The sequence below is a fragment of the Streptomyces sp. NPDC059897 genome (assembly GCF_042730865.1).
GTDB lineage: Bacteria > Actinomycetota > Actinomycetes > Streptomycetales > Streptomycetaceae > Streptomyces.
Window position 1 is genome coordinate 77,650 of the sequence record NZ_JBHWKQ010000014.1, and the last position, 19,337, is coordinate 96,986.

Annotated in this window: 18 protein-coding genes; 11 read left to right on the top strand and 7 right to left on the bottom strand. The window is 72.2% G+C overall.

The features are described from left to right. Nucleotides 1-31 precede the first annotated feature (31 nt). Nucleotides 32-2,425 (top strand): ATP-binding cassette domain-containing protein, encoded by a 2,394-nt coding sequence (locus ACFV9W_RS17865; protein ID WP_385761562.1) that lies wholly within the window; start codon nt 32-34, stop codon nt 2,423-2,425. Between the two features lie 77 nt (nt 2,426-2,502). Here the strand turns inward: ACFV9W_RS17865 and ACFV9W_RS17870 are convergent, their stop codons facing one another. Further along, complete coding sequence (locus tag ACFV9W_RS17870) at nt 2,503-2,955, bottom strand: hypothetical protein (protein WP_385761565.1); 453 nt, start codon at nt 2,953-2,955, stop codon at nt 2,503-2,505. 197 nt (nt 2,956-3,152) lie between these two features. Here ACFV9W_RS17870 and ACFV9W_RS17875 point away from each other — a divergent pair, with 197 nt between their 5' ends. Then, the gene (locus ACFV9W_RS17875) at nt 3,153-3,557 is read left to right on the top strand and encodes a tautomerase family protein (protein WP_385761567.1); all 405 of its coding nucleotides are present in this window, start codon (nt 3,153-3,155) and stop codon (nt 3,555-3,557) included. A 21-nt stretch (nt 3,558-3,578) separates the two neighbouring features. On the opposite strand, the gene ACFV9W_RS17880 is transcribed toward ACFV9W_RS17875, so the two are convergent. After that, on the bottom strand, nt 3,579-4,364 hold the full coding sequence (locus tag ACFV9W_RS17880) for a glucose 1-dehydrogenase (RefSeq protein WP_385761570.1): 786 nt from the start codon (nt 4,362-4,364) through the stop codon (nt 3,579-3,581). A gap of 114 nt (nt 4,365-4,478) precedes the next feature. Here ACFV9W_RS17880 and ACFV9W_RS17885 point away from each other — a divergent pair, with 114 nt between their 5' ends. The 4 genes from ACFV9W_RS17885 to ACFV9W_RS17900 all read left to right on the top strand — a co-directional run bounded on the left by ACFV9W_RS17885 (nt 4,479) and on the right by ACFV9W_RS17900 (nt 8,652). Next, nucleotides 4,479-5,066: a TetR/AcrR family transcriptional regulator gene (locus tag ACFV9W_RS17885; protein WP_385761573.1), complete on the top strand. Its 588-nt coding sequence runs from the start codon at nt 4,479-4,481 to the stop codon at nt 5,064-5,066. A gap of 99 nt (nt 5,067-5,165) precedes the next feature. Continuing rightward, nucleotides 5,166-5,690 carry a PadR family transcriptional regulator gene (locus ACFV9W_RS17890; RefSeq protein WP_385761575.1) on the top strand — a complete coding sequence of 175 codons (525 nt, stop codon included), beginning with the start codon at nt 5,166-5,168 and terminating at the stop codon, nt 5,688-5,690. Beyond that, nucleotides 5,687-6,370 carry an ABC transporter ATP-binding protein gene (locus ACFV9W_RS17895; RefSeq protein WP_385761577.1) on the top strand — a complete coding sequence of 228 codons (684 nt, stop codon included), beginning with the start codon at nt 5,687-5,689 and terminating at the stop codon, nt 6,368-6,370. The genes ACFV9W_RS17890 and ACFV9W_RS17895 overlap by 4 nt, the downstream gene beginning before the upstream one ends. After that, on the top strand, nt 6,367-8,652 hold the full coding sequence (locus ACFV9W_RS17900) for an FtsX-like permease family protein (protein ID WP_385761580.1): 2,286 nt from the start codon (nt 6,367-6,369) through the stop codon (nt 8,650-8,652). Before ACFV9W_RS17895 ends, ACFV9W_RS17900 begins: the two co-directional genes overlap by 4 nt. Before the next feature lie 37 nt (nt 8,653-8,689). Here the strand turns inward: ACFV9W_RS17900 and ACFV9W_RS17905 are convergent, their stop codons facing one another. After that, nucleotides 8,690-9,598: a LysR family transcriptional regulator gene (locus tag ACFV9W_RS17905; protein ID WP_385761582.1), complete on the bottom strand. Its 909-nt coding sequence runs from the start codon at nt 9,596-9,598 to the stop codon at nt 8,690-8,692. 128 nt (nt 9,599-9,726) lie between these two features. Here ACFV9W_RS17905 and mdlC point away from each other — a divergent pair, with 128 nt between their 5' ends. The 5 genes from mdlC (at nt 9,727) to ACFV9W_RS17930 (ending at nt 16,348) form a co-directional block, all read left to right on the top strand. Next, complete coding sequence (gene mdlC, locus ACFV9W_RS17910) at nt 9,727-11,310, top strand: benzoylformate decarboxylase (protein ID WP_385761585.1); 1,584 nt, start codon at nt 9,727-9,729, stop codon at nt 11,308-11,310. A 2-nt stretch (nt 11,311-11,312) separates the two neighbouring features. Then, on the top strand, nt 11,313-12,770 hold the full coding sequence (locus tag ACFV9W_RS17915; protein ID WP_385761587.1) for an aldehyde dehydrogenase family protein: 1,458 nt from the start codon (nt 11,313-11,315) through the stop codon (nt 12,768-12,770). A 119-nt stretch (nt 12,771-12,889) separates the two neighbouring features. After that, nucleotides 12,890-14,119, top strand: a complete 1,230-nt coding sequence (locus ACFV9W_RS17920) for an MFS transporter (RefSeq protein WP_385761590.1) — start codon at nt 12,890-12,892, stop codon at nt 14,117-14,119. A gap of 67 nt (nt 14,120-14,186) precedes the next feature. Then, entirely contained in the window at nt 14,187-14,672 is a 486-nt protein-coding gene (locus ACFV9W_RS17925; RefSeq protein WP_385761592.1) for a GNAT family N-acetyltransferase, read from the top strand. A gap of 125 nt (nt 14,673-14,797) precedes the next feature. Continuing rightward, entirely contained in the window at nt 14,798-16,348 is a 1,551-nt protein-coding gene (locus ACFV9W_RS17930) for an MFS transporter (protein ID WP_385761595.1), read from the top strand. Here the strand turns inward: ACFV9W_RS17930 and ACFV9W_RS17935 are convergent. The 4 genes from ACFV9W_RS17935 to ACFV9W_RS17950 form a co-directional block, all read right to left on the bottom strand. After that, the gene (locus ACFV9W_RS17935; protein WP_385761598.1) at nt 16,332-17,294 is read right to left on the bottom strand and encodes a PDR/VanB family oxidoreductase; all 963 of its coding nucleotides are present in this window, start codon (nt 17,292-17,294) and stop codon (nt 16,332-16,334) included. The two genes, ACFV9W_RS17930 and ACFV9W_RS17935, sit on opposite strands and share 17 nt — an antisense overlap. Continuing rightward, entirely contained in the window at nt 17,291-17,464 is a 174-nt protein-coding gene (locus ACFV9W_RS17940; RefSeq protein WP_385761600.1) for a hypothetical protein, read from the bottom strand. The genes ACFV9W_RS17935 and ACFV9W_RS17940 overlap by 4 nt, the downstream gene beginning before the upstream one ends. Next, complete coding sequence (locus ACFV9W_RS17945) at nt 17,461-18,474, bottom strand: Rieske 2Fe-2S domain-containing protein (protein ID WP_385761603.1); 1,014 nt, start codon at nt 18,472-18,474, stop codon at nt 17,461-17,463. Before ACFV9W_RS17945 ends, ACFV9W_RS17940 begins: the two co-directional genes overlap by 4 nt. Nucleotides 18,475-18,567: 93 nt before the next feature. Further along, entirely contained in the window at nt 18,568-19,335 is a 768-nt protein-coding gene (locus ACFV9W_RS17950; RefSeq protein WP_385761606.1) for an IclR family transcriptional regulator, read from the bottom strand. Nucleotides 19,336-19,337: the final 2 nt, after the last annotated feature.

Sequence of the window (19,337 nt, forward strand, 5' to 3'; positions counted from 1 at the left end):
GGCGAGGCCGCGGACACCCGATGGAGACATGATGAGCAAGGTCGCGAGGACGGGGACCCCGTCGTCAACGTCGCACCCCGCCGACAGCCACGACCTGATCCGCGTGCACGGCGCGCGGGAGAACAACCTCAAGGACGTCAGCATCGAACTGCCCAAGCGGCGGCTGACGGTGTTCACCGGCGTCTCCGGGTCGGGCAAGAGCTCGCTGGTGTTCGACACGATCGCCGCCGAGTCGCAGCGGATGATCAACGAGACGTACAGCACCTTCGTCCAGGGCTTCATGCCGACGCTCGCGCGGCCCGAGGTCGACGTGCTGGACGGACTGACCACCGCGATCACCGTCGACCAGCAGCGGATGGGCTCCGACCCGCGCTCCACGGTCGGCACCGCCACGGACGCCAGCGCGATGCTGCGCATCCTCTACAGCCGGCTCGCCAAGCCGCAGATCGGCGGGCCCGGCGCCTACTCCTTCAACGTCGCGTCGGTCTCCGCGCAGGGCGGATTCACGGTCGACCGGGGCGCCGACAAGACCAAGACGGAGAAGGTGTCCTTCAGCCGCACCGGCGGCATGTGCGTGCACTGCGAGGGCCGGGGCACGGTCTCCGACATCGACCTGGCGCAGCTCTTCGACGACTCCAAGTCGCTGAACGAGGACCCGTTCGACATCCCCACGTACACCGGGGACGGCTGGGTGGTGCGGGTCATCCGGGACTCCGGCTTCTTCGACCCGGACAAGCCGATCCGCAAGTACACCAAGAAGGAGCGGCACGACTTCCTCTACCGCGAACCCGTCAAGGTCAAGATCAACGGTGTGAACCTCACCTACGAGGGCCTCATCCCGAAGATCCAGAAGACTTTCCTGGCCAAGGACCGGGAGTCGATGCAGCCGCACATCCGGGCCTTCGTGGACCGCGCGGTCACCTTCCAGACCTGCCCCGACTGCGGGGGCTCACGGCTCAGCGAGCTGGCCCGCTCCTCGAAGATCAAGCGCAAGAGCATCGCCGACCTGTGCGCGATGGAGATCAGGGACCTCGCGGAGTGGGTGCGCGCACTGAAGGAGCCCTCGGTCGCCCCGCTGCTCGCCAAGCTGCGGCACACCCTGGAGTCGTTCGAGGAGATCGGCCTCGGCTATCTCTCGCTCGACCGGGCGGCCGGCACGCTCTCCGGCGGTGAGGCGCAGCGGGTCAAGATGATCCGCCACCTCGGCTCCTCGCTCACCGATGTCACGTACGTCTTCGACGAGCCCACCATCGGCCTGCACCCGCACGACATCCAGCGGATGAACAAGCTGCTCCTGCGCCTGCGCGACCAGGGCAACACCGTGCTGGTCGTGGAGCACAAGCCGGAGGCCATCGCCATCGCCGACCACGTCGTGGACCTCGGCCCCGGCGCGGGCACCGGTGGCGGCAGTGTCTGCTTCGAGGGCACCGTCGAGGAGCTGCGCGCCAGTGACACCATCACCGGGCGCCACCTCGACGACCGGGCCGCGGTCAAGGACACCGTGCGCGAGCCCACCGGCAAGCTCGCGATCCGCGGGGCGAACGCGCACAACCTGAGGGACGTCGACGTCGACATCCCGCTCGGGGTGCTCACGGCCGTCACCGGCGTCGCGGGTTCCGGCAAGAGCTCGCTGGTGCACGCGTCCATTCCGGCCGACGACGCGGTGGTGGCGGTCGACCAGACCCCGATCCGCGGCTCGCGGCGCAGCAATCCGGCCACGTACACCGGGCTCCTCGAGCCGATCCGCAAGGCGTTCGCGAAGGCCAACGGCGTGAAGCCCGCGCTCTTCAGCGCCAACTCGGAGGGCGCCTGCCCGACGTGCAACGGCGCGGGGGTCGTCTACACCGACCTCGGGATCATGGCGAGCGCGGCGGCCACCTGCGAGGAGTGCGACGGCAAGCGGTTCGAGGCCTCGGTGCTCGACTACCACTTCGGCGGCAAGGACATCAGCGAGGTGCTCGCGATGCCGGTGACCGAGGCGGTGGAGTTCTTCGGGGCAGGGGAGGCGCGCACCCCGGCCGCGCACAAGATCCTGGAGCGCCTCGCGGATGTCGGGCTCGGCTATCTGACCCTCGGCCAGCCGCTGACCACGCTCTCCGGCGGCGAGCGGCAGCGGCTCAAGCTCGCCGTGCACATGGCCGACAAGGGCGGCGTCTACGTCCTGGACGAGCCGACCACGGGTCTGCACCTGGCGGACGTCGAGCAACTGCTGGGGCTGCTCGACCGGCTCGTGGACTCCGGCAAGTCGGTCATCGTCATCGAGCACCACCAGGCCGTGATGGCGCACGCCGACTGGATCATCGACCTGGGCCCGGGTGCGGGGCACGAAGGCGGCAAGGTCGTGTTCGAGGGAACCCCGGCCGACCTCGTCGCCGACCGCTCCACCCTCACCGGCGAGCACCTGGCGCAGTACGTGGGCGCCTGAGCCCGACCCATTGCCGTCGGCCCGTGGGGGAGGGCCGCGGCGGTGGTGCCGAGCGGGAGGGGCGGCCGCTGTCGCGGTCAGCCCTCCTGCGGGGGAGCGGGGTGCTGCGGGGCCTGAAGGGCCTGCGGGAAGTGCGGGGCCTGCTGGCCCTGCTGTCCCTGCGGGGCCTGCCGGCTCTGGGGCGCCTGCCCGCCCTGTGCGGCCTGCTGGTCCTGTGCGGTCTGCTGGTCCTGCGGAGCCTGCTGACCCAGGGGAGCCTGCGGGGCCTGCGGGATCTGCGGCGCCTGGTGGCCCTGCGGGGCCTGCGCCTGCATGGGGCCGGTGGCCTGTGCGGACTGCTGGTCCTGGAGGGACTGCGGGGCCTGGGGGGCCTGTGGCTCCTGAGGGGCACCTCCGTGCCCGAAGTCGAGCACGCCTTCCGCGGTGCGCTCGGCCTTGTGTGCGGCCTCGCGCGCGTCCGCGAGCACATCACCGTGCTCGTCGACGAGTCGGTCGTAGATGGGCGCCGGGGCAGTAGACGGTGCGGGCACGGGAAGAGCTCCTGGTCGTCGAGGTCCTGATGTCACCCTGCGGGTGAACAAAAGGGGACCCTACGTCGATCAGGTGACGTGGGTACATCCGGGGTGGGGTTGCGGGACCAGGAACTGTAACTACTAGTATGTACGACAACGGTGTCGAGCCCGTCGAGCCGCGCCGCGTTCCGTGCCCACGACGAAGGAGCCCACCCGTGCCGCTTGTCCGCATCGACGCCCTCGGGGCCGACCGGGACCGCCTGCGGGCACTGGGGCGCGCCGTGCACGACGCCCTCGGGGAGGCGCTCGGCTTCCCGGCCGACGATCTGTTCCAGGTGCTCACCAGTCACGACGGAGTGCGCGGCACCCTCCGCTTCGACGACTACCTCGGGGTGCGGCGGGACGACGATGTGGTGTTCGTCGCTATCACCATGCGGGCCGGGCGGCCCGACGGGCAGAAGCGGGCGCTGTACCGGCGGATCGCCGAGCTCGCGCAGGAGTACGCGGGAACCGAGCCGCGCAACGTGCTCGTCACGATCACCGAGAACCAGTCGATCGACTGGTCGTTCGGGGACGGAATCGCCCAGTACGCGCCGGCCGAGGTGGACGGCCGGCGCTGAGACGTTGGTTCCGGGGTGCGCTCAGTACTGCTCGGACTGGCCGCCGTCGATCGCGACGACCGTGGCGTTGATGAAGGACGCCTCGTCGGAGAGGAGGAAGGCCACCAGGTTCGCGACCTCCTCGGGGCGGCCGAAGCGCTTCATCGGGTTGGTGCTGACGAACTGGCGGCCGGCCCCCTCCCAGTTCACCGGGTCGAGCTGCTTGAGGGAGCCCTCGACCATCGGCGTCATGATCGCGCCGGGCGCGATGGCCTTCACGGTGATGCCGAACTGTCCGTACTCCACGCCCGAGTTCCGGGTCAGGCCGACGACGCCGTGCTTGGCGGCCGCGTAACCGGACTGGTTGCCCACGCCGCGGATGCCGCCCACGGACGCGGTGTTCACGACCGTGCCGCCGCCCTGCTCGCGCATGACCGCGAGGACGTGCTTGAGGCCGAGGAAGACGCCCCGCAGGTTGATGTCGACGACGCGCTGGAACTCGTCGCTGCCGAACTCCTCCGTGAGGTTCTGCTTGCCCTCGATGCCCGCGTTGTTGAAGAAGGCGTCGATCCGGCCGTAGGCCCGCGTGGTCCCGGCCACGTAGCGCTCGACCTCCGCCTCGTCGCTGACGTCGGCGGTGAGCGTCAGGACCTCGGCGCCCGGCGTGGCCTTCTCGATCTCGGCGGCGCTCTGCGCGAGCCCTTCCGCGTTCACGTCGACCAGCGCCAGCTTCGCGCCCTCGGCCGCGACCCGGAGCGCGGCGGACCGGCCCAGACCCGAGCCGCCACCGGTGATGAGGACGACCTTGCCGTCGAACCTGTTGTTCATTGCGGACCTCCTGATTGGCCTGTGTCGCGGTCCGCCGTCGCCCGACGGGCCTGTCACTATTCTTAGACGATACGTACTGTCTACAAATTCCCGTCACGGGGATCGGAGTGGGACATGGACGAGTCGACGGCTCCCCGGCCCAGGCGCGGGCGCCACCGGGATCCGCAGGCGCACGCGGCTGTGCTGGGCGCCGCGCGGGAACTCGTCGCCGAGCTCGGCTATCACAAGGTCACGATGGAGCGGATCGCCGCCCGCGCCGGCGTCGCCAAGATGACGCTCTACCGCTGGTGGCCGAACAAGGCCGCGGTGATCACCGAGGCCGTCACCGACCAGCTCGCGCCGGGCCCGCAGCCCGACACCGGCTCCGTGCGCGCGGACGCGCTGGCCCACATCACCGACCTCGTCCGCACGCTGACGCTGCTCGGCGACCCGAGCGTCGTGGCCGGTGCGCTCGTCGAGCGCGGCGAGGCGGGCCGCGCGGAACTGCGCGACCTCCTGGTCGCCTGGAGCGAGCCGGGGGCCGTGCTGCTGCGGCGCGGCATCGCACGGGGCGAACTGCCCGCCGGGCTCGACGTCGGGTCGGTGGTCGACAGCTGGCTCGGTTACGCGCTGTACCGCGTGGTCTTCCTCGAGAGCGCGCCCACCGAGGCGGACCTCGCGGGGCTGGTGGACGCGCTGCCGTACACGCGCCGGGAGGCCTGACCGCCTCAACGTCTGTGCGTGATCGGCCAGTTGGGTGATGGGTGGCTACGCTCGCCGACGTATGGACCGGGGGTATACACCCGGCGTATACATCAAGGTATGACCGTTCCACTGGCGCTGCTCGGGCTCCTCGAACGTGAGTCGAGCCATGGCTACGACCTCAAGCGGAATTACGACACCTACTTCGGCCGCGGCAAGCCGCTGCCCTACGGGCAGGTCTATTCGACGCTGCGCCGCCTCGCCCGGGACGGGAAGGTGGCGGTCGGCGACTCCGAACCGGGGGAGGGGCCCGACCGCAAGCGGTACGTGATCACCGACAGCGGTGTCACGCAGGTGGAGTCCTGGCTCACCGAGCCGGTCGCCCCCGAACAGCATTTGCAGACCACGCTGTTCACCAAGGTCGTCCTCGCGCTGCTCCTGGAGCGGGACGCCCAGGACTACCTCGACACCCAGCGGGCCGCCCACATGCAGCGGATGCGCGAGCTGACCGAGCTGCGCCGCACCGGCGAACTCGTCGACCGGATGCTCGCCGACCACGGTCTCTTCCACCTGGAGGCCGACCTGCGCTGGATCGACATGACCGTGGCGCGGCTCGGCGCGCTGGCGGCGGAGGTGCGCTCATGAGTCTGATCGAGGCACGTGACGTAAAGCTCTCGTTCGGCAGCACCCCCGCCCTGCGGGGCGCCGAACTGTCCGTGGCGCAGGGCGAGATCGTCGCCGTGACGGGGCCGAGCGGTTCCGGCAAGTCGACGCTGCTGCACTGTCTCGCGGGGATCCTGGTGCCCGACGAGGGGGAGGTCCACTACGACGGGCGGCGCATCGACACCCTGCGGGAGGCCGAGCGCAGCGCGCTGCGTCGCGACCGCTTCGGCTTCGTCTTCCAGTTCGGCCAGCTCGTACCGGAGCTGACGGCCGAGGAGAACGTGGCGCTGCCGCTGCTCCTCGCGCGCGGCCGCCGGACCTCGGCGCTGCGCGAGGCCCGTGCCTGGTTCGAACGGCTCGGCCTGTCCGGCCTGGAGGGCCGCAGGTCCGGCGAGTTGTCGGGCGGGCAGGCCCAACGCGTCGCGCTGGCGCGGGCGTTGGTCGCCCGCCCGCGCGTGCTCTTCGCCGACGAGCCCACCGGCGCACTCGACTCGCTCACCGGCGAGCAGGTGATGGACCTGCTCGTCGGATCGGCCCGCGAGCAGGGGACGACCGTCGTCCTCGTCACCCATGAGCCGCGCGTCGCCGCGTTCGCCGACCGGGAGGTCGTCGTCCGCGACGGCAAAGTGACCCCGCTCTCCGTCGAACGGGTCGCCTCGTGATCCGGCTCGCGCTGCGCCTCACCGTCGCGGGCGGCCGCGAGGCCCTGGTGCGCCTGACCGTGATCGCCGCCGCGGTCGCTGTCGGCGTCGCGCTGCTGCTGTCCACGCTCGCCGCCGTCCAGGCCACCCGCACCCAGAACGACCGCAACGCCTGGCTCAACACCGGCGCCGAGTTCACCCGGAGCAAGAACGCGCGGGACGCGGACGCCGACCCGCTGTGGTGGCTGCTGCGGGCCGACCACTACGACGGCGGGCTCATCGGCCGCGTCGACGTGGCGGCCACCGGGCCGGACGCGCCGGTGCCGCCGGGCCTGCCACGGCTCCCGGGCCCCGGCGAGTACTACGTGTCCCCGGCCCTCGCCGACCTGCTGCGCGCCACGCCCGCCGCCGAGTTGAGCGACCGCTACCCCGGCCGCCGGGCGGGCACCATCGGCAAGGCCGCGTTGCCAGGACCGGACTCCCTGATCGTCGTGGTGGGGCACCGCCCCGGCGAACTGGCGGGGAAGGAGGGCGCCCGGCGTGTCACCACCATCGAGACCCACTCGCCCAGCAGCTGCAGCGGACCCAACTGCGACGTCGCCGCAGGCATCAACGCCGAGGGCATGGCACTCGTCCTCTCCGTGGTGGCCCTGGCGCTGATCTTCCCCGTGCTGATCCTGACCGGCACGGCGAGCCGACTCGCCGCCGCCCGCCGCGAACAGCGCTTCGCCGCGATGCGGCTGGTCGGAGCGACACCGGCCCAGGTCTCGCTGATCTCGACGGTCGAGTCCGCGGTCGCCGCCGTCGCCGGCACGGCGGTGGGCTTCGCCCTCTGGTTCGCGCTGCGGCCCTTGGTGGCACGCGCCGACCTGACCGGGACGCCGTTCTTCACCGGCGACCTGTCGCTCGGCGCGTGGGAAGTGCTGGGAACGGCCGTGGGCGTGCCGGTGGCCGCGGCGGTCGCGGCGCGCGTCGCGCTGCGCCGGGTGCGGGTCTCGCCGCTCGGCGTCACCCGCCGCACCACGCCCCGGCCGCCGCGGGCCTGGCGGCTGATCCCGTCAGCCCTCGGCATCGGGCAGCTGTGGTGGGTCATCGGGCGCGTCCCCGAGGGCAGTTCGGGCCAGCTGCTCGCCTTCGTGCCCGGCATCCTGCTGATCCTCGTCGGCATCGTGCTCGCCGGGCCGTGGCTGACCATGGCCGGTGCGCGGCTGCTTGTCCGCTTCACCCGCAGGCCGGCGCTGCTCCTCGCGGGGCGGCGCCTCGCCGACGACCCGAAGGCCGGATTCCGGGCGGTCAGCGGCCTGGTCCTCGCACTCTGCGTCACCAGTACGGCGGTCGGCATCATCACCGCGGTCGTCGCGGAGAGCGGCGTGCCCGAGGACAACGCGGCGTTCGGCAGCTCGGTGGTCGCCGATTACGACCGGCAGTTCGCAGCCGACAACGCCGAGCCGCCGCCCACGCTGTCCGCCGCGACCCGCTCCGACCTGGAGTCCGTGCCCGGCGTCCGGAGCGTGCTGGCCGTCCGCACGAACCCGCTGCGCATCCCCGACCCCGTCGAGCCGCGCCCGCCGAAGGGCGAGCCGCCGCTCCTGGCGGGCCTGGTCTCCTGCGCCGAACTGGCGCGGATGCCCGCGCACAACGACTGCCGTCCCGGCGCCGAGGCGGCCGCGATCCCGCCGGACTTCGCGCGCTTCGGTACGCGGGAGGACCGGGCCTGGCCGCCCGTATGGCCCGCGGCGGACATCAGCCCGCAACGGCTGGCAACGCTGCCGGTGAGCGAGATCGTGGTGACGACGGACGGCTCCACCGCGGCCGTCGAACGCGTCCGCACGGTCCTCTCCGCCGCGTACCCCCACGAACTGCCGCCCTACACCGTCGCCGAGGACTACGCGCAGCGCTGGAGCAGCATCGAGGGCTACCAGCAACTGGCCACCGTCGTCATCGTGATCAGCTTCCCGATCGCCGGATGCGGCCTCGCGGTCGCCCTGGCCGGCGGACTGAACGAACGCAAGCGGCCCTTCTCCCTGCTGCGGCTGTCCGGCGTGCCGCTGCGCACACTGCGCCGCGTGGTCCTCCTGGAGAGCGCGGCGCCACTGCTGATCGTCGCGGCGCTCGCCATCGCGATGGGCTTCCTGACCGCGCAGCTGTTCCTCCAGGCGCAGTTCGGCTACTCGATCCGCCCACCGGGCGCGGGATACTACGGGCTGACCCTCGCCGGGGTCGTCGCCTCGCTCGCCGTCATCGCCTCCACGCTGCCGTTGCTGCGCCGCTTCACCGGACCGGAGACGGCGCGCAACGACTGACACCACGGCGCCCGTCCTCGCGGGCGGGCGCCGTGCCTCACGTCTCCGTCGCGTCGACCAGCGTCTCCCGCATGAAGTCCACCAGCCAGTGCTGCGCCGGAGTGCGGGCGTGCGCGTGCCGGGCGTAGACCGCGACCTGCGCCGGTTCGATGTCGATGGGCAGCTCGAGGAGCCGCACCCGGTGGTCGGCGGCGAACATGCGGGCCACCAGTCGGGGCGCCACCGCCACGAGTTCGCTGTCCTGGATGAGATACGGGAGACCCGCGAACCGGGTCACGTCCAGGAGGACGCGGTGCAGCAGCCCGTGCGCCTCCAGGGCGCGGCGCGGCCCCTCGTGCCCGGCGGGGCCGGACACCGTCACATGCTGTTCGGCGCCGAGCGCGGCCAGGTCCACGCGGGGGCCGCGCAACCGCGGGTGGTCGCGGGCCACCACGGCGACGTACCCCTCCGAGAACAGCGGGATCCGCTCCACGCGCGGCGAGCCGAGCGGCGTCGAGGCGATGAACGCGTCGATCTCCCCGCGGCCCAACTGGTCGGCGGCGCCACGGATGTCGAGCGGCCGCACCGTGAGCGTGGTGCCTGGCGCCGCGTGCGGCAGCGCGGCCATCAAGCGGGGCAGCAGGGCGACCTCGCCCAGGTCCGACAGGCACACCGTGAACGCGGCGCGCGCCGTCGCCGGATCGAAGGTGTGCGCGCCGCTCACCGTCGTCTCGATCTCGGCGAGGGCGCCGTGCAGCGGCTCGTACAGGGCGCGAGCCGTGGTCGTCGGGGCGAGGCCCGCGCCCGTGCGACGGAACAGCTCGTCATCGAAGCGGCGGCGCAGCTTCTGCAGCCCGTAGCTGACCGTCGGCTGGGTGACGTGCAGGGCCTCGGCGGTCGCCGTCACGCTCCGGGTCTCGTAGAGCAGCACGAAGGTGCGCACGAGATTGAGGTCGAAGTCCCGCATGATCCGTCCACTCTACGAGTCGTGTTATCGATGCTGTCTATGAAGCAGGTAGGCAACATTGATTGGAGCACGGTCGGCTTTATTTCTAGGCTCAACCACATCACCGCCGGTCAAGGAGGACTCTGCGCATGCCGACCGCACGCCGGATCGCCCACGCGTTCCTCGAGCGCCAAGGCCTCACCACGATCTTCGGGAACCCGGGATCGAACGAACTGCCCTTCCTCGCGGGACTCCCGGAGTCCTTCCGGTACGTCCTCGGCCTGCACGAGGGCGTCGTCGTCGGCATGGCCGACGGATACTCCCAGGTCACCGGCCGCCCCGTATTCGTGAACCTGCACGCGGCCGCCGGTTCCGGCAACGCGATGGGCGCGCTCACGAACGCCGTGTACGCGCGCTCGCCGCTGGTGCTCACGGCCGGCCAGCAGGTCCGCTCGGCCATCGGCCTGGAGGCGATGCTCGCCAACGTCGACGCGCCCCAACTGATGCGCCCGCTCGTCGGCCACTCCGCCGAACCCGCCTGCGCCGCCGACGTCCCGCGCTCGCTGGCCCAGACCGTCTTCGAGGCCGAACTGCAACGCCGCCCGAGCTACCTCTCCGTGCCCTACGACGACTGGGACGCCGAACTCGACCCGCAGGCCGGCGAGGTCCTGGAGCGTCGGATCCGGCGCGGCCTCACACCGGACGAGGCGCAACTCGACGACCTCATAAGGGAAGTGGGCGCGGCCCGCAACCCCGTCCTCGTCCTCGGCGGTGACATCGACGCCCTCGGACACTTCGACCTGGCCGTGGCCTGCGCCGAGCACCTCGGCCTGCCGGTGTGGGTGGCGCCGTCACCGCACCGCCTCCCGTTCCCCAACCGGCATCCGCTGCTGCGCGGTGTGCTGCCCGCCGGGATCGGCGCGGTGTCCTCCGCGCTCGCAGGGCACGACCTGGTGCTCGTCCTCGGCGCCCCCGTCTTCCGCTACCACCAGCACGTGCCGGGCCCCTACCTTCCGGACGGCGCCCGGCTGATCCAGGTCACCGACGAAGCGGGCGCCGCCGCGCGCGCGCCGATGGGGGAGGCGCTGGTCGCCGACCCGGGACCGGTGCTGACCGCGCTGCTGAACCGACTGCCTCAACGGGCAGGCAGGTCAGGGGAGTTCACGGTCCCGCCCGAACCCGCCACCGTCTCGGGAGCGGCCCTCCACCCGGAGGAGGTCTTCGCCGCGCTCCGTGACACCCAGCCGCCCGACACCCGCTACGTCGTCGAGTCCACCTCCACCAACGGCGCCTGGTGGCGGCAGATGGACCTGCGCCACCCCGGCTCCTACTTCTTCCCGGCCTCCGGCGGACTCGGCTTCGGCCTGCCCGCCGCCGTCGGCGCGGCGATGGGCGACCCGGACCGGCCGGTCGTCGCGGTCGTCGGCGACGGCTCCGCCAACTACGGGATCACGGCGCTGTGGAGCGCCGCCCACTACCGGGTCCCGGTCACCTTCGTCATCCTGCGCAACGGCACGTACGGCGCGCTGCGCTGGTTCGGGAAGCTGCTCGACACCCCCGACGTGCCGGGCACCGAGATCCCCGGCCTCGACTTCACCGCGCTCGCCGCAGGCTACGGGGTGCCCGCCACCGCCGTCACCGAACCCGCCGAGCTGCGCGAGCAGTTGAAGAAACCCGCGACCGAGGGGCCCCGCCTCATCCAGGTCGACACCCACCCCACCTCACCGGAGTGAACATGACTCTCCTCGAAGACCCCGTCTGGCACGAGCGCATCCACCTCGACGGCTGGACCGCCGGAAGCGGGGGCACCTCCGCCGTCGTCGAACCCGCCACCGGACAGCAACTCGGTGCCATCGGCAGCGCCACCGCCGACGACGTCGCGCGCGCCGCCACCCGCGCCGCCGAGGCACAGCGGGAGTGGGCCCGCACCCCGCCCGCCGAGCGGGCCGCCGTGCTGCGCAGGGCCGGTGACCTGTTCGCCGAGCACGCCGAGGAGATCAAGGACTGGATCGTCCGCGAGGCCGGCTCGACCCGCGCCAAGGCGACCGTCGAGACCGACTTCGCCGCCGCCGAGTGCTACGAGGACGCGGCGCTGCCCGCGCACCCGCTCGGCGACGTGCTCAGCAGCGGCGAACCCCGCTGGTCGTTCGCCCGCCGCGTGCCCGCGGGCGTCGTCTCGGTCATCGCGCCGTTCAACTTCCCGCTCATCCTCGGCATCCGCTCCGTGGCACCCGCGCTCGCGCTCGGCAACGCCGTCCTCCTCAAGCCGGACCCGCGCACCGCGGTGTGCGGCGGTGTCACCATCGTCCGCGTCTTCGAGGAGGCGGGCCTTCCCGAGGGCCTCCTGCACCTGCTGCCAGGTGACGCGAGCGTCGGCGCCGCCGTCGTCGAGGCACCCGAGGTCTCCGTCGTCTCCTTCACCGGCTCGACCGCCGCCGGACGCAAGGTCGGCGAGGCCGCCGCCCGGAACCTCAAGAAGGTCCACCTCGAACTCGGCGGCAACAACGCACTCGTCGTCCTCCCCGGCGCCGACATCCCGGCCGCCGCCTCGGCCGGCGCGTTCGGCTCGTACCTCCACCAGGGCCAGATCTGCATGGCGACCGGCCGCCACCTCGTCCACGAGTCGCAGGCCGACGAGTACGTGGCGCTGCTCGCCGAGAAGGCCGCGAACCTGCCCGTCGGCGACCCCGCCCAGGGCGACGTCGCGCTCGGCCCCATCATCGACGGGCGGCAACTCGCCCACATCGACAAGGTGGTGACCGACAGCGTCGCCGCGGGCGCGAAGCTCGCCGCGGGCGGCAAGGCCGACGCCCCGTACTACCCGGCGACCGTCCTCACCGGCCTCGACGATGACAGCCCGGCCTGGCGCGAGGAGATCTTCGGCCCCGTCGCGCCGGTGCGCACCTACCGCGACCTCGACGAGGCGGCCCGCATCGTCGACGCCTCGCCGTACGGCCTGTCCGTCGGCATCCTCGGCGACGTCGGCACCGCGATGACGCTCGCCGACCGGATCCGCTCCGGCAAGGTGCACATCAACGAACAGACCGTCATGGACGAGCCCGCCGCACCCTTCGGCGGCGTCGGCGACTCCGGCAACGGCTCCCGGTTCGGCGGCGCCCAGGCCAACATCGAGGCGTTCACCGAGACGCAGTGGGTGACCGTGCGCCCGCAGATCGCGCCGTACCCCTTCTGATCCCCGCTGAAGGGGCCGGCCCGATCCCCGTAAGAGGGCCGGCCCCGTCCGAAGTCCCCCGCCCCCCCAGGAGCAGCGCGTCCCCGTCCCCATCCGCTCATCCGGCAAGGAGCACGCCAATGACGACGTCTCCCAAGCGGGCAGCCAGCACGGCGGTGCTGTGCTGGCTGACCGTCCTGCTCGAGGGATACGACCTGGTGGCACTCGGCGCCACCATTCCCACCCTGCTCAAGACGCACCACCTCGGATTCACCGCCGCCGATGCCACCGCGGTCGCCACCGTGTCCCTCGTCGGCGTCGCGGTCGGCGCCGCGGGGCTCGGCCCGCTCACCGACCGGTTCGGGCGGCGCGGCATGCTCATCGGCTCGGTGCTGCTGTTCTCGGTGTTCACCCTCGTGACACCGCTCGCCCCGAACGTGGCCGTGTTCGGTGTGCTGCGCTTCCTCGCCGGGCTCGGCCTCGGCGCCTGCATGCCGGTCGCCCTGACCGTCATGTCGGAGAACCTGCCCGAACACCGCCGCGCCAGCGCCAGCACCTTCACCATGACCGGCTACCACGTCGGCGCCGTCCTCACCTCGGTGCTCGCGCTCGCCGTGGCCGGTGACTGGCACTGGCTGTTCTACGGCGGGGGAGTCGCGGGCCTCGTCGTCGTCCCGCTGATGTGGTGGAAGCTGCCCGAGTCCGCCGCCTACCTCGCCGCCAAGCAGGAGCCCGAGGCCGAACGCATCGGCATGCGCGACCTCCTCGGCCCGCGCGTGCGCCGCACCACCCTCGCGGTGTGGGGCGGCTCGTTCATGGGTTTGCTGCTCGTCTACGGCCTCAACACGTGGCTGCCCCAACTCATGCGCAGCGCCGGCTACCCCATCTCCCGCTCCATCGCGCTGCTGCTCGTCCTCAACATCGGCGCCGTCATCGGGCTCGTCGTCGCGGGTGTCGTCGCCGACAAGTACGGCATCCGGCGCATCGCCCGAATCTGGTTCGCGGCGGGCGCAGTACTGCTCGCCGTGCTGAGCCTGCGCATCGAGTCCAGCCTGCTCCTGAACGCGCTGGTCCTGCTCACGGGGGTCTTCGTGTTCTCCGCGCAGGTCCTCATCTACGGGTACGTGGCCCATGTCTTCCCGGCCCGCACCCGCGGCACCGCGCTCGGCCTCGCCTCCGCGGTGGGCCGGCTCGGCTCGATCACCGGGCCCTTCGTCACCGGCGCCCTGGTCACGGCGGGGATCGCGCACCCGTGGGGCTTCTGGTTCTTCGCGGGCGTCGCGGCGCTCGGCCTCGGGGCGATGCTGCTCCTGGCCGCGCCGACAGCCGACGACCGGGCGAGCACACGGAGCGCGGCGTACACCGGCTGACGAGCCCCGAGTTCACCAGACGAACGCCCCCGACGGAGCGGCCGGACCCCGTGCCAGACTCGCCCCCATGAAGATCAGAGACATCAGGGACGGGGACTGGGAGCGGATCTGGCCGTTCTGGCGGCGGATCGTGCGCGCGGGCGAGACGTATGCCTGGGACCCCGACACCAGCGAGCCCGAGGCCCGCGCCCTGTGGACCGAGGGCGCGGGCAAGCGCGTCCTCGTCATGGAGGACGACGCGGGCGACGTCGTCGCCACCGCGTACGTGAAGCCCAACTACGGCGGCCCGGCACGGGACATCGCCAACGCCGGGTTCATGGTCGACCCCGACCAGGGCGGTCACGGTCACGGCCGCGCCCTCGCCGAGCACGTCCTCGAGACGGCCAGGGCGGACGGCTACCGCGCCATGGTGTTCAACGCCGTCGTCGAGACCAACCCGGCCGTCCGGCTGTGGACTTCGCTCGGCTTCACGATCCTCGGCACCGTGCCCGCGGCCTACGAGCACCCGAGGGACGGCAGGGTCGGACTGCACATCATGCATCGCGCGCTATAAGGGCCTGTAGGTCCTATAGGCCCTGGTGGGGTGGGGCGGACGCGGACCATCCGTTGAGTTAGGGTTACCTAACCAGCGGGGTGGTTCCCGGTCCCCGCTTCCCTGCCTGCCCTCAAGGAGCCCGCATGACGGCGACGCCCGCCGCCGAGCAGCCGACCGCCCCCACGCCCGCCAGGCCCCGGGACCCGCGCCGCTGGCTCATCCTCGGCGTGATCTGCCTCGCCCAACTCGTCGTCATCCTCGACAACACGATCCTCAACGTCGCCGTCCCCACCCTCACCGACGACCTCGGCGCCGACACCGCCGACGTCCAGTGGATCATCAACGCATACGTCCTGGTGCAGGCGGGACTGCTGCTCGCGGCCGGGGCCGCGGCCGACCGCTACGGCCGCAAGAAGCTGCTCCTGACCGGACTCGTGCTGTTCGGCGCGGGCTCGCTCGCCGCGGCGCTCGCCCACAGCACAGGACAGTTGATCGCCGCTCGCGCCGGCATGGGCGTCGGCGGGGCCCTGCTCCTCACCACCACCCTCGCGGTGGCCGTGCAGGTCTTCGACGACGACGAGCGGGTCCGCGCCATCGGCGTCTGGGCCGCCGTCAACGCCCTCGGCTTCGCGGCGGGACCCCTGGTCGGCGGCGTCCTGCTCGCCCACTTCTGGTGGGGCTCCCTGTTCATCGTCAACGTGCCCGTCGTCCTGCTCGGACTGTGCGCCGTCAGCGTCCTGGTGCCGGAGAGCCGGGCCGACCAGAGCCACCGCCCCGACCTGCTCGGCGCGCTCCTGTCGACGGTCGCGATGGGCTCGCTCGTCTACGCCGTCGTCTCGGGACCCGACCACGGCTGGTCCTCCCCGTACGTGCTCGGGGGCGCGGGACTCGGGGTGTGCGCGCTGACCGGGTTCGTGCTGTGGGAGCGGCGCGTCCAGGACCCCATGCTCGACATGAGCTTCTTCCGCAACCGGACGTTCACCGGGGCCGTGATCGGCGCCGTGCTGATCACCTTCGGCAGCGGGGGAGCGCTCTTCCTGCTCACGCAGCAGCTCCAGTTCGTCCTGGGCTACGGCCCGTTGGAGGCCGGGCTGCGCACCGCGCCGTTCGCGCTCACCGTCGTACTGCTCAACTTCACGGGTGTGTCCGCCAGGCTGAGCAAGCGGCTCGGCATCCCGGGGTCCGTCGCCCTCGGCATGACCCTGCTCGCCTGCGGGCTCGCCGCCGTCGCCCTCGCCGGGCGGGTCGTGGACGGATACGGAGGCCTGCTCGTCGGGCTCGTGCTCATGGGTGTCGGCTGCGCGTTCGCGAACCCGGCGATGGCCGTCGCCGTGATGGGCTCGATCCCCCGCGAGAAGGCGGGGGCGGGCGCCGGGATCCAGGGCACGGTCACCGAGTTCGGCAGCGGCCTCGGCGTCGCAGTCCTCGGCGCGGTGCTCAGCGCCCGCTTCTCCGCGCTCGTCCCGGTGGCCGCGGCCTCGCTGCCCGCCGCCCTCGCCGCTAGTGACTCGGCGGCCGAACGCCACGCGGTGACGCGGGCGTTCGGCTCCGCGGTGGAGACCGGTCAACTCGTGGGCGCGGCCGCCGTGCTGACCGGGGGCCTGCTGGCGGCCACGCTGCTGCGCCGCGCGGAACACGCGGTGCGGCCGGAGGCCGAGGCCGGTGCGGAAGCGGCGGTCACAGATCCAGCGTGAGCCGCTCGCCCCTGGCCCGCGAGACACACACCATCATCGTCTCGCCCGCCTCCCGCTCGGCGGCCGTGAGCACACTGTCGCGGTGGTCGACCTCCCCGGCGAGCACATCCGTCTCGCAGGTGCCGCACGTGCCCTCGGTGCACGAGTACAGGACCTGGACCCCGGCCTCCTGCAAGGTGGCGAGGATCGTCCGGTCGGCCGGTACCTTCAACGTCCGCCCGCAGGAGGCGAGTTCGACCTCGAAGGCGGTGTCGCCGCTGGTGTCGGTCGCGGTCGGGGTGAAGCGCTCCGTGCGCAGAACCTCGGCCGGCACCAGCTCCTCGACCGCGGCGAGCAGCGGCTCGGGTCCGCACGCGTAGACGAGTTCACCGGGCCGCAGCTCCGCGAGGACCGCCGGCAGGTCCAGCAGGCCCTCGACGAGTTCGATCCGACCGTCGGGGTGCCGGTCGGCCAGCTCCTCCGCGAACGCCATCGTCGCCCGTGAGCGGCCCCCGTAATGCAGGGACCACCGCGCTCCCTGGTCGGCCGCGGCGGACAGCATCGGCACGATCGGCGTGATGCCGATGCCGCCCGCGACGAACCGGTACGCGGGTGCCGGTTCGAGCCGGAAGTGGTTGCGCGGCCCACGGGCCCGTACCGCCGCGCCTTCCTGGAGCTCGCCGTGCACATGCGCCGAACCGCCCCGCCCGTCCCGCTCGCGCAGCACGGCGATCCGCCAGGAGCGCGTGTCGCCGCCGCACAGCGAGTACTGCCGTTCCAGACCTTCGGCCTCGGACAGGATCAGGTCGATGTGGGCGCCCGCCTCCCACGCGGGCAGCGGCGCGCCGTCGGGGCGGCGCAGGAGGAGGGAGACGACGCCTTCGGCCTCCTGGCGGCGTTCGGCGACGACGAGGTCGAACGTGTCGAGGGGGTCGTACGTGTCGAGGGGGTCGAGCGGCTCGCTCACGGCGTGCGGTCCTTCGGTTCGGGTGGTGTCTGCGGATGGTCGGGATGGGCGAGCATCCACTCCCACATGGCGACCGGGTCCTCGCTGGTGTGCCGCTCGCCGCAGTGGCAGCGGCCGTCGAGGACATCGGTACCGGGGAGCCATTCGATGCGGAAGACGGGCCGTGTCATCCGGCGGCCAGCTTCGCGAGGATGCGGCGCGCCGCCAGGCCGCCCGTGTCGATGTTGATGCTGAGCTCCTGGTATCCCTCGGGCTCGGTGTCCAGGGTGCGCTGCAGCAGATTCAGCGCGTCCACGTCCTGCATGACGACGGTGTGGTTGAAGTCCCGCAGGAACGTGGTGACTTCGTCGTCCTCGGTCGCGAAGTTCCGTGACACCGCCCAGAAGTCGTACACCTTGCCCGGCGACGACGGGGTGATCGCGTACGTGATCTCCGTGCGGAACGCGGGGGACTCCTGGCCCGACGGGCTGATCGTGCTGTGCAGCAGATACAGGCACGGCGCGTGGTACTCGATGTCCTGGCGCCGGTCGATGCGGCCCTCGATGCCCGTGGAACGGGCGTAGAACGGCGGGCACTCGGCATCCTTCATGTGCCGAGACACCCGCACGATCCCGGACTCCTCGTCGACCTCCGTGGCGATGGGTGTCTCGGCGACCTCGGGTGTGCCGATGTAACCGCCGTGCAGATACGTCTCGTGCGACAGGTCCATGAGGTTGTCGACGAGCAGCATGAAGTCGGCGTCGATCGGCTCCATGCCCTCCACGGTCACGAAACCGTCCGCGACCAGGTGCGGGGCGCGCGGAATCACGCTCGTGTCGGCCGACTCCGGGTCACCGACCCACACCCACACCATCCCGTCGACCTCCGCGACCGGGTACGAACTCACCCGCGCGGTCCGCGGCACCCGCTTCTGCCCCGGCACGAACACACACGTGCCCGTCGTGTCGTAGGTGAAGCCGTGGTACCCACACACCACCCGGTCTCCGTCGAGACCACTTGCAGACAGCGGGTAGCGGCGGTGCACACAGCGGTCCGCGAGGGCGACCGGCTCCCCGGCCTCGGTGCGGTAGAAGGCGATCGGCTCGCCGAGGATCGTGCGGCCGAGCAGTTCCCTGCCGACCTCCTTCGACCACGCGGCGACGTACCACTGGTTGCGGGCGAAGGCCGAACAGACGGTCATGACGGGCGTCCCTCCTGTCACCGCGCGGCACCGTCGCCGCGCGTTACCGAACACCCTGGTGACCTGAGCCACACCCCCACAACGCCACTTCCGTCAGACGGAAGCCGGGTGCGCGGACGAGACGGGTTGCCAGCCCAGAGCGCGCGATATCCCGCGTCCGGCCAGCTGCACCGCCGGAATCAGCGCAGGCGTCCGCGCGCCCTCGACCGGTACGACGACGGAGACCGCGGCGACGACATCACCGCGCGGCCCGCGCACCGGGGCCGCCACCGACAGCGCGTCGTCGGTGATCTGACGGTCGCTCACCGCGACTCCGCTGCGCCGCACTTCGGCCAGCATCCGGCGCAGCCGCACCGGATCGGTGACGGTGAAGGGCGTGAACGTGTCGAGCCCGCCCTCGGGGTAGCGGTCCTGGAGTTCGGGGCCGCCGTGCGCGAGCAGCACGAGGCCGACACCCGTCGCGTGCAGCGGCCAGCGCGCGCCCACCCGCGAGTGCACGCCCACCGCGGAGCGCCCCGACAGGCGCTCGATGTAGACGACCTCCCGGCCGTCACGCACGGCGAGGTGCACGTTCTCGTGCGTCGACTCGTACAGGTCCTCCAGGAACGGCAGCGCCGCCTGCCGCAGACCGAGGCCGCGCGGGGCGAGCGCCGCGATCTCCCACAGCCGCAGCCCCACGTGGTAGTTGCCCGCCTCGTCGCGCTCCAGGGCGCCCCAGCGCGAGAGCGCGCCGACGAGCCGGTGCGCGGTGGGCAGCGGGAGATCGGCGCGGTGCGCGAGCTGGGTCAGGGTGAGCGAGGGGTGGTCCTGGTCGAAGGCGCCGAGCGCGTCGAGCAGCCGGTCGCTCGCGGAACGGGTCACGG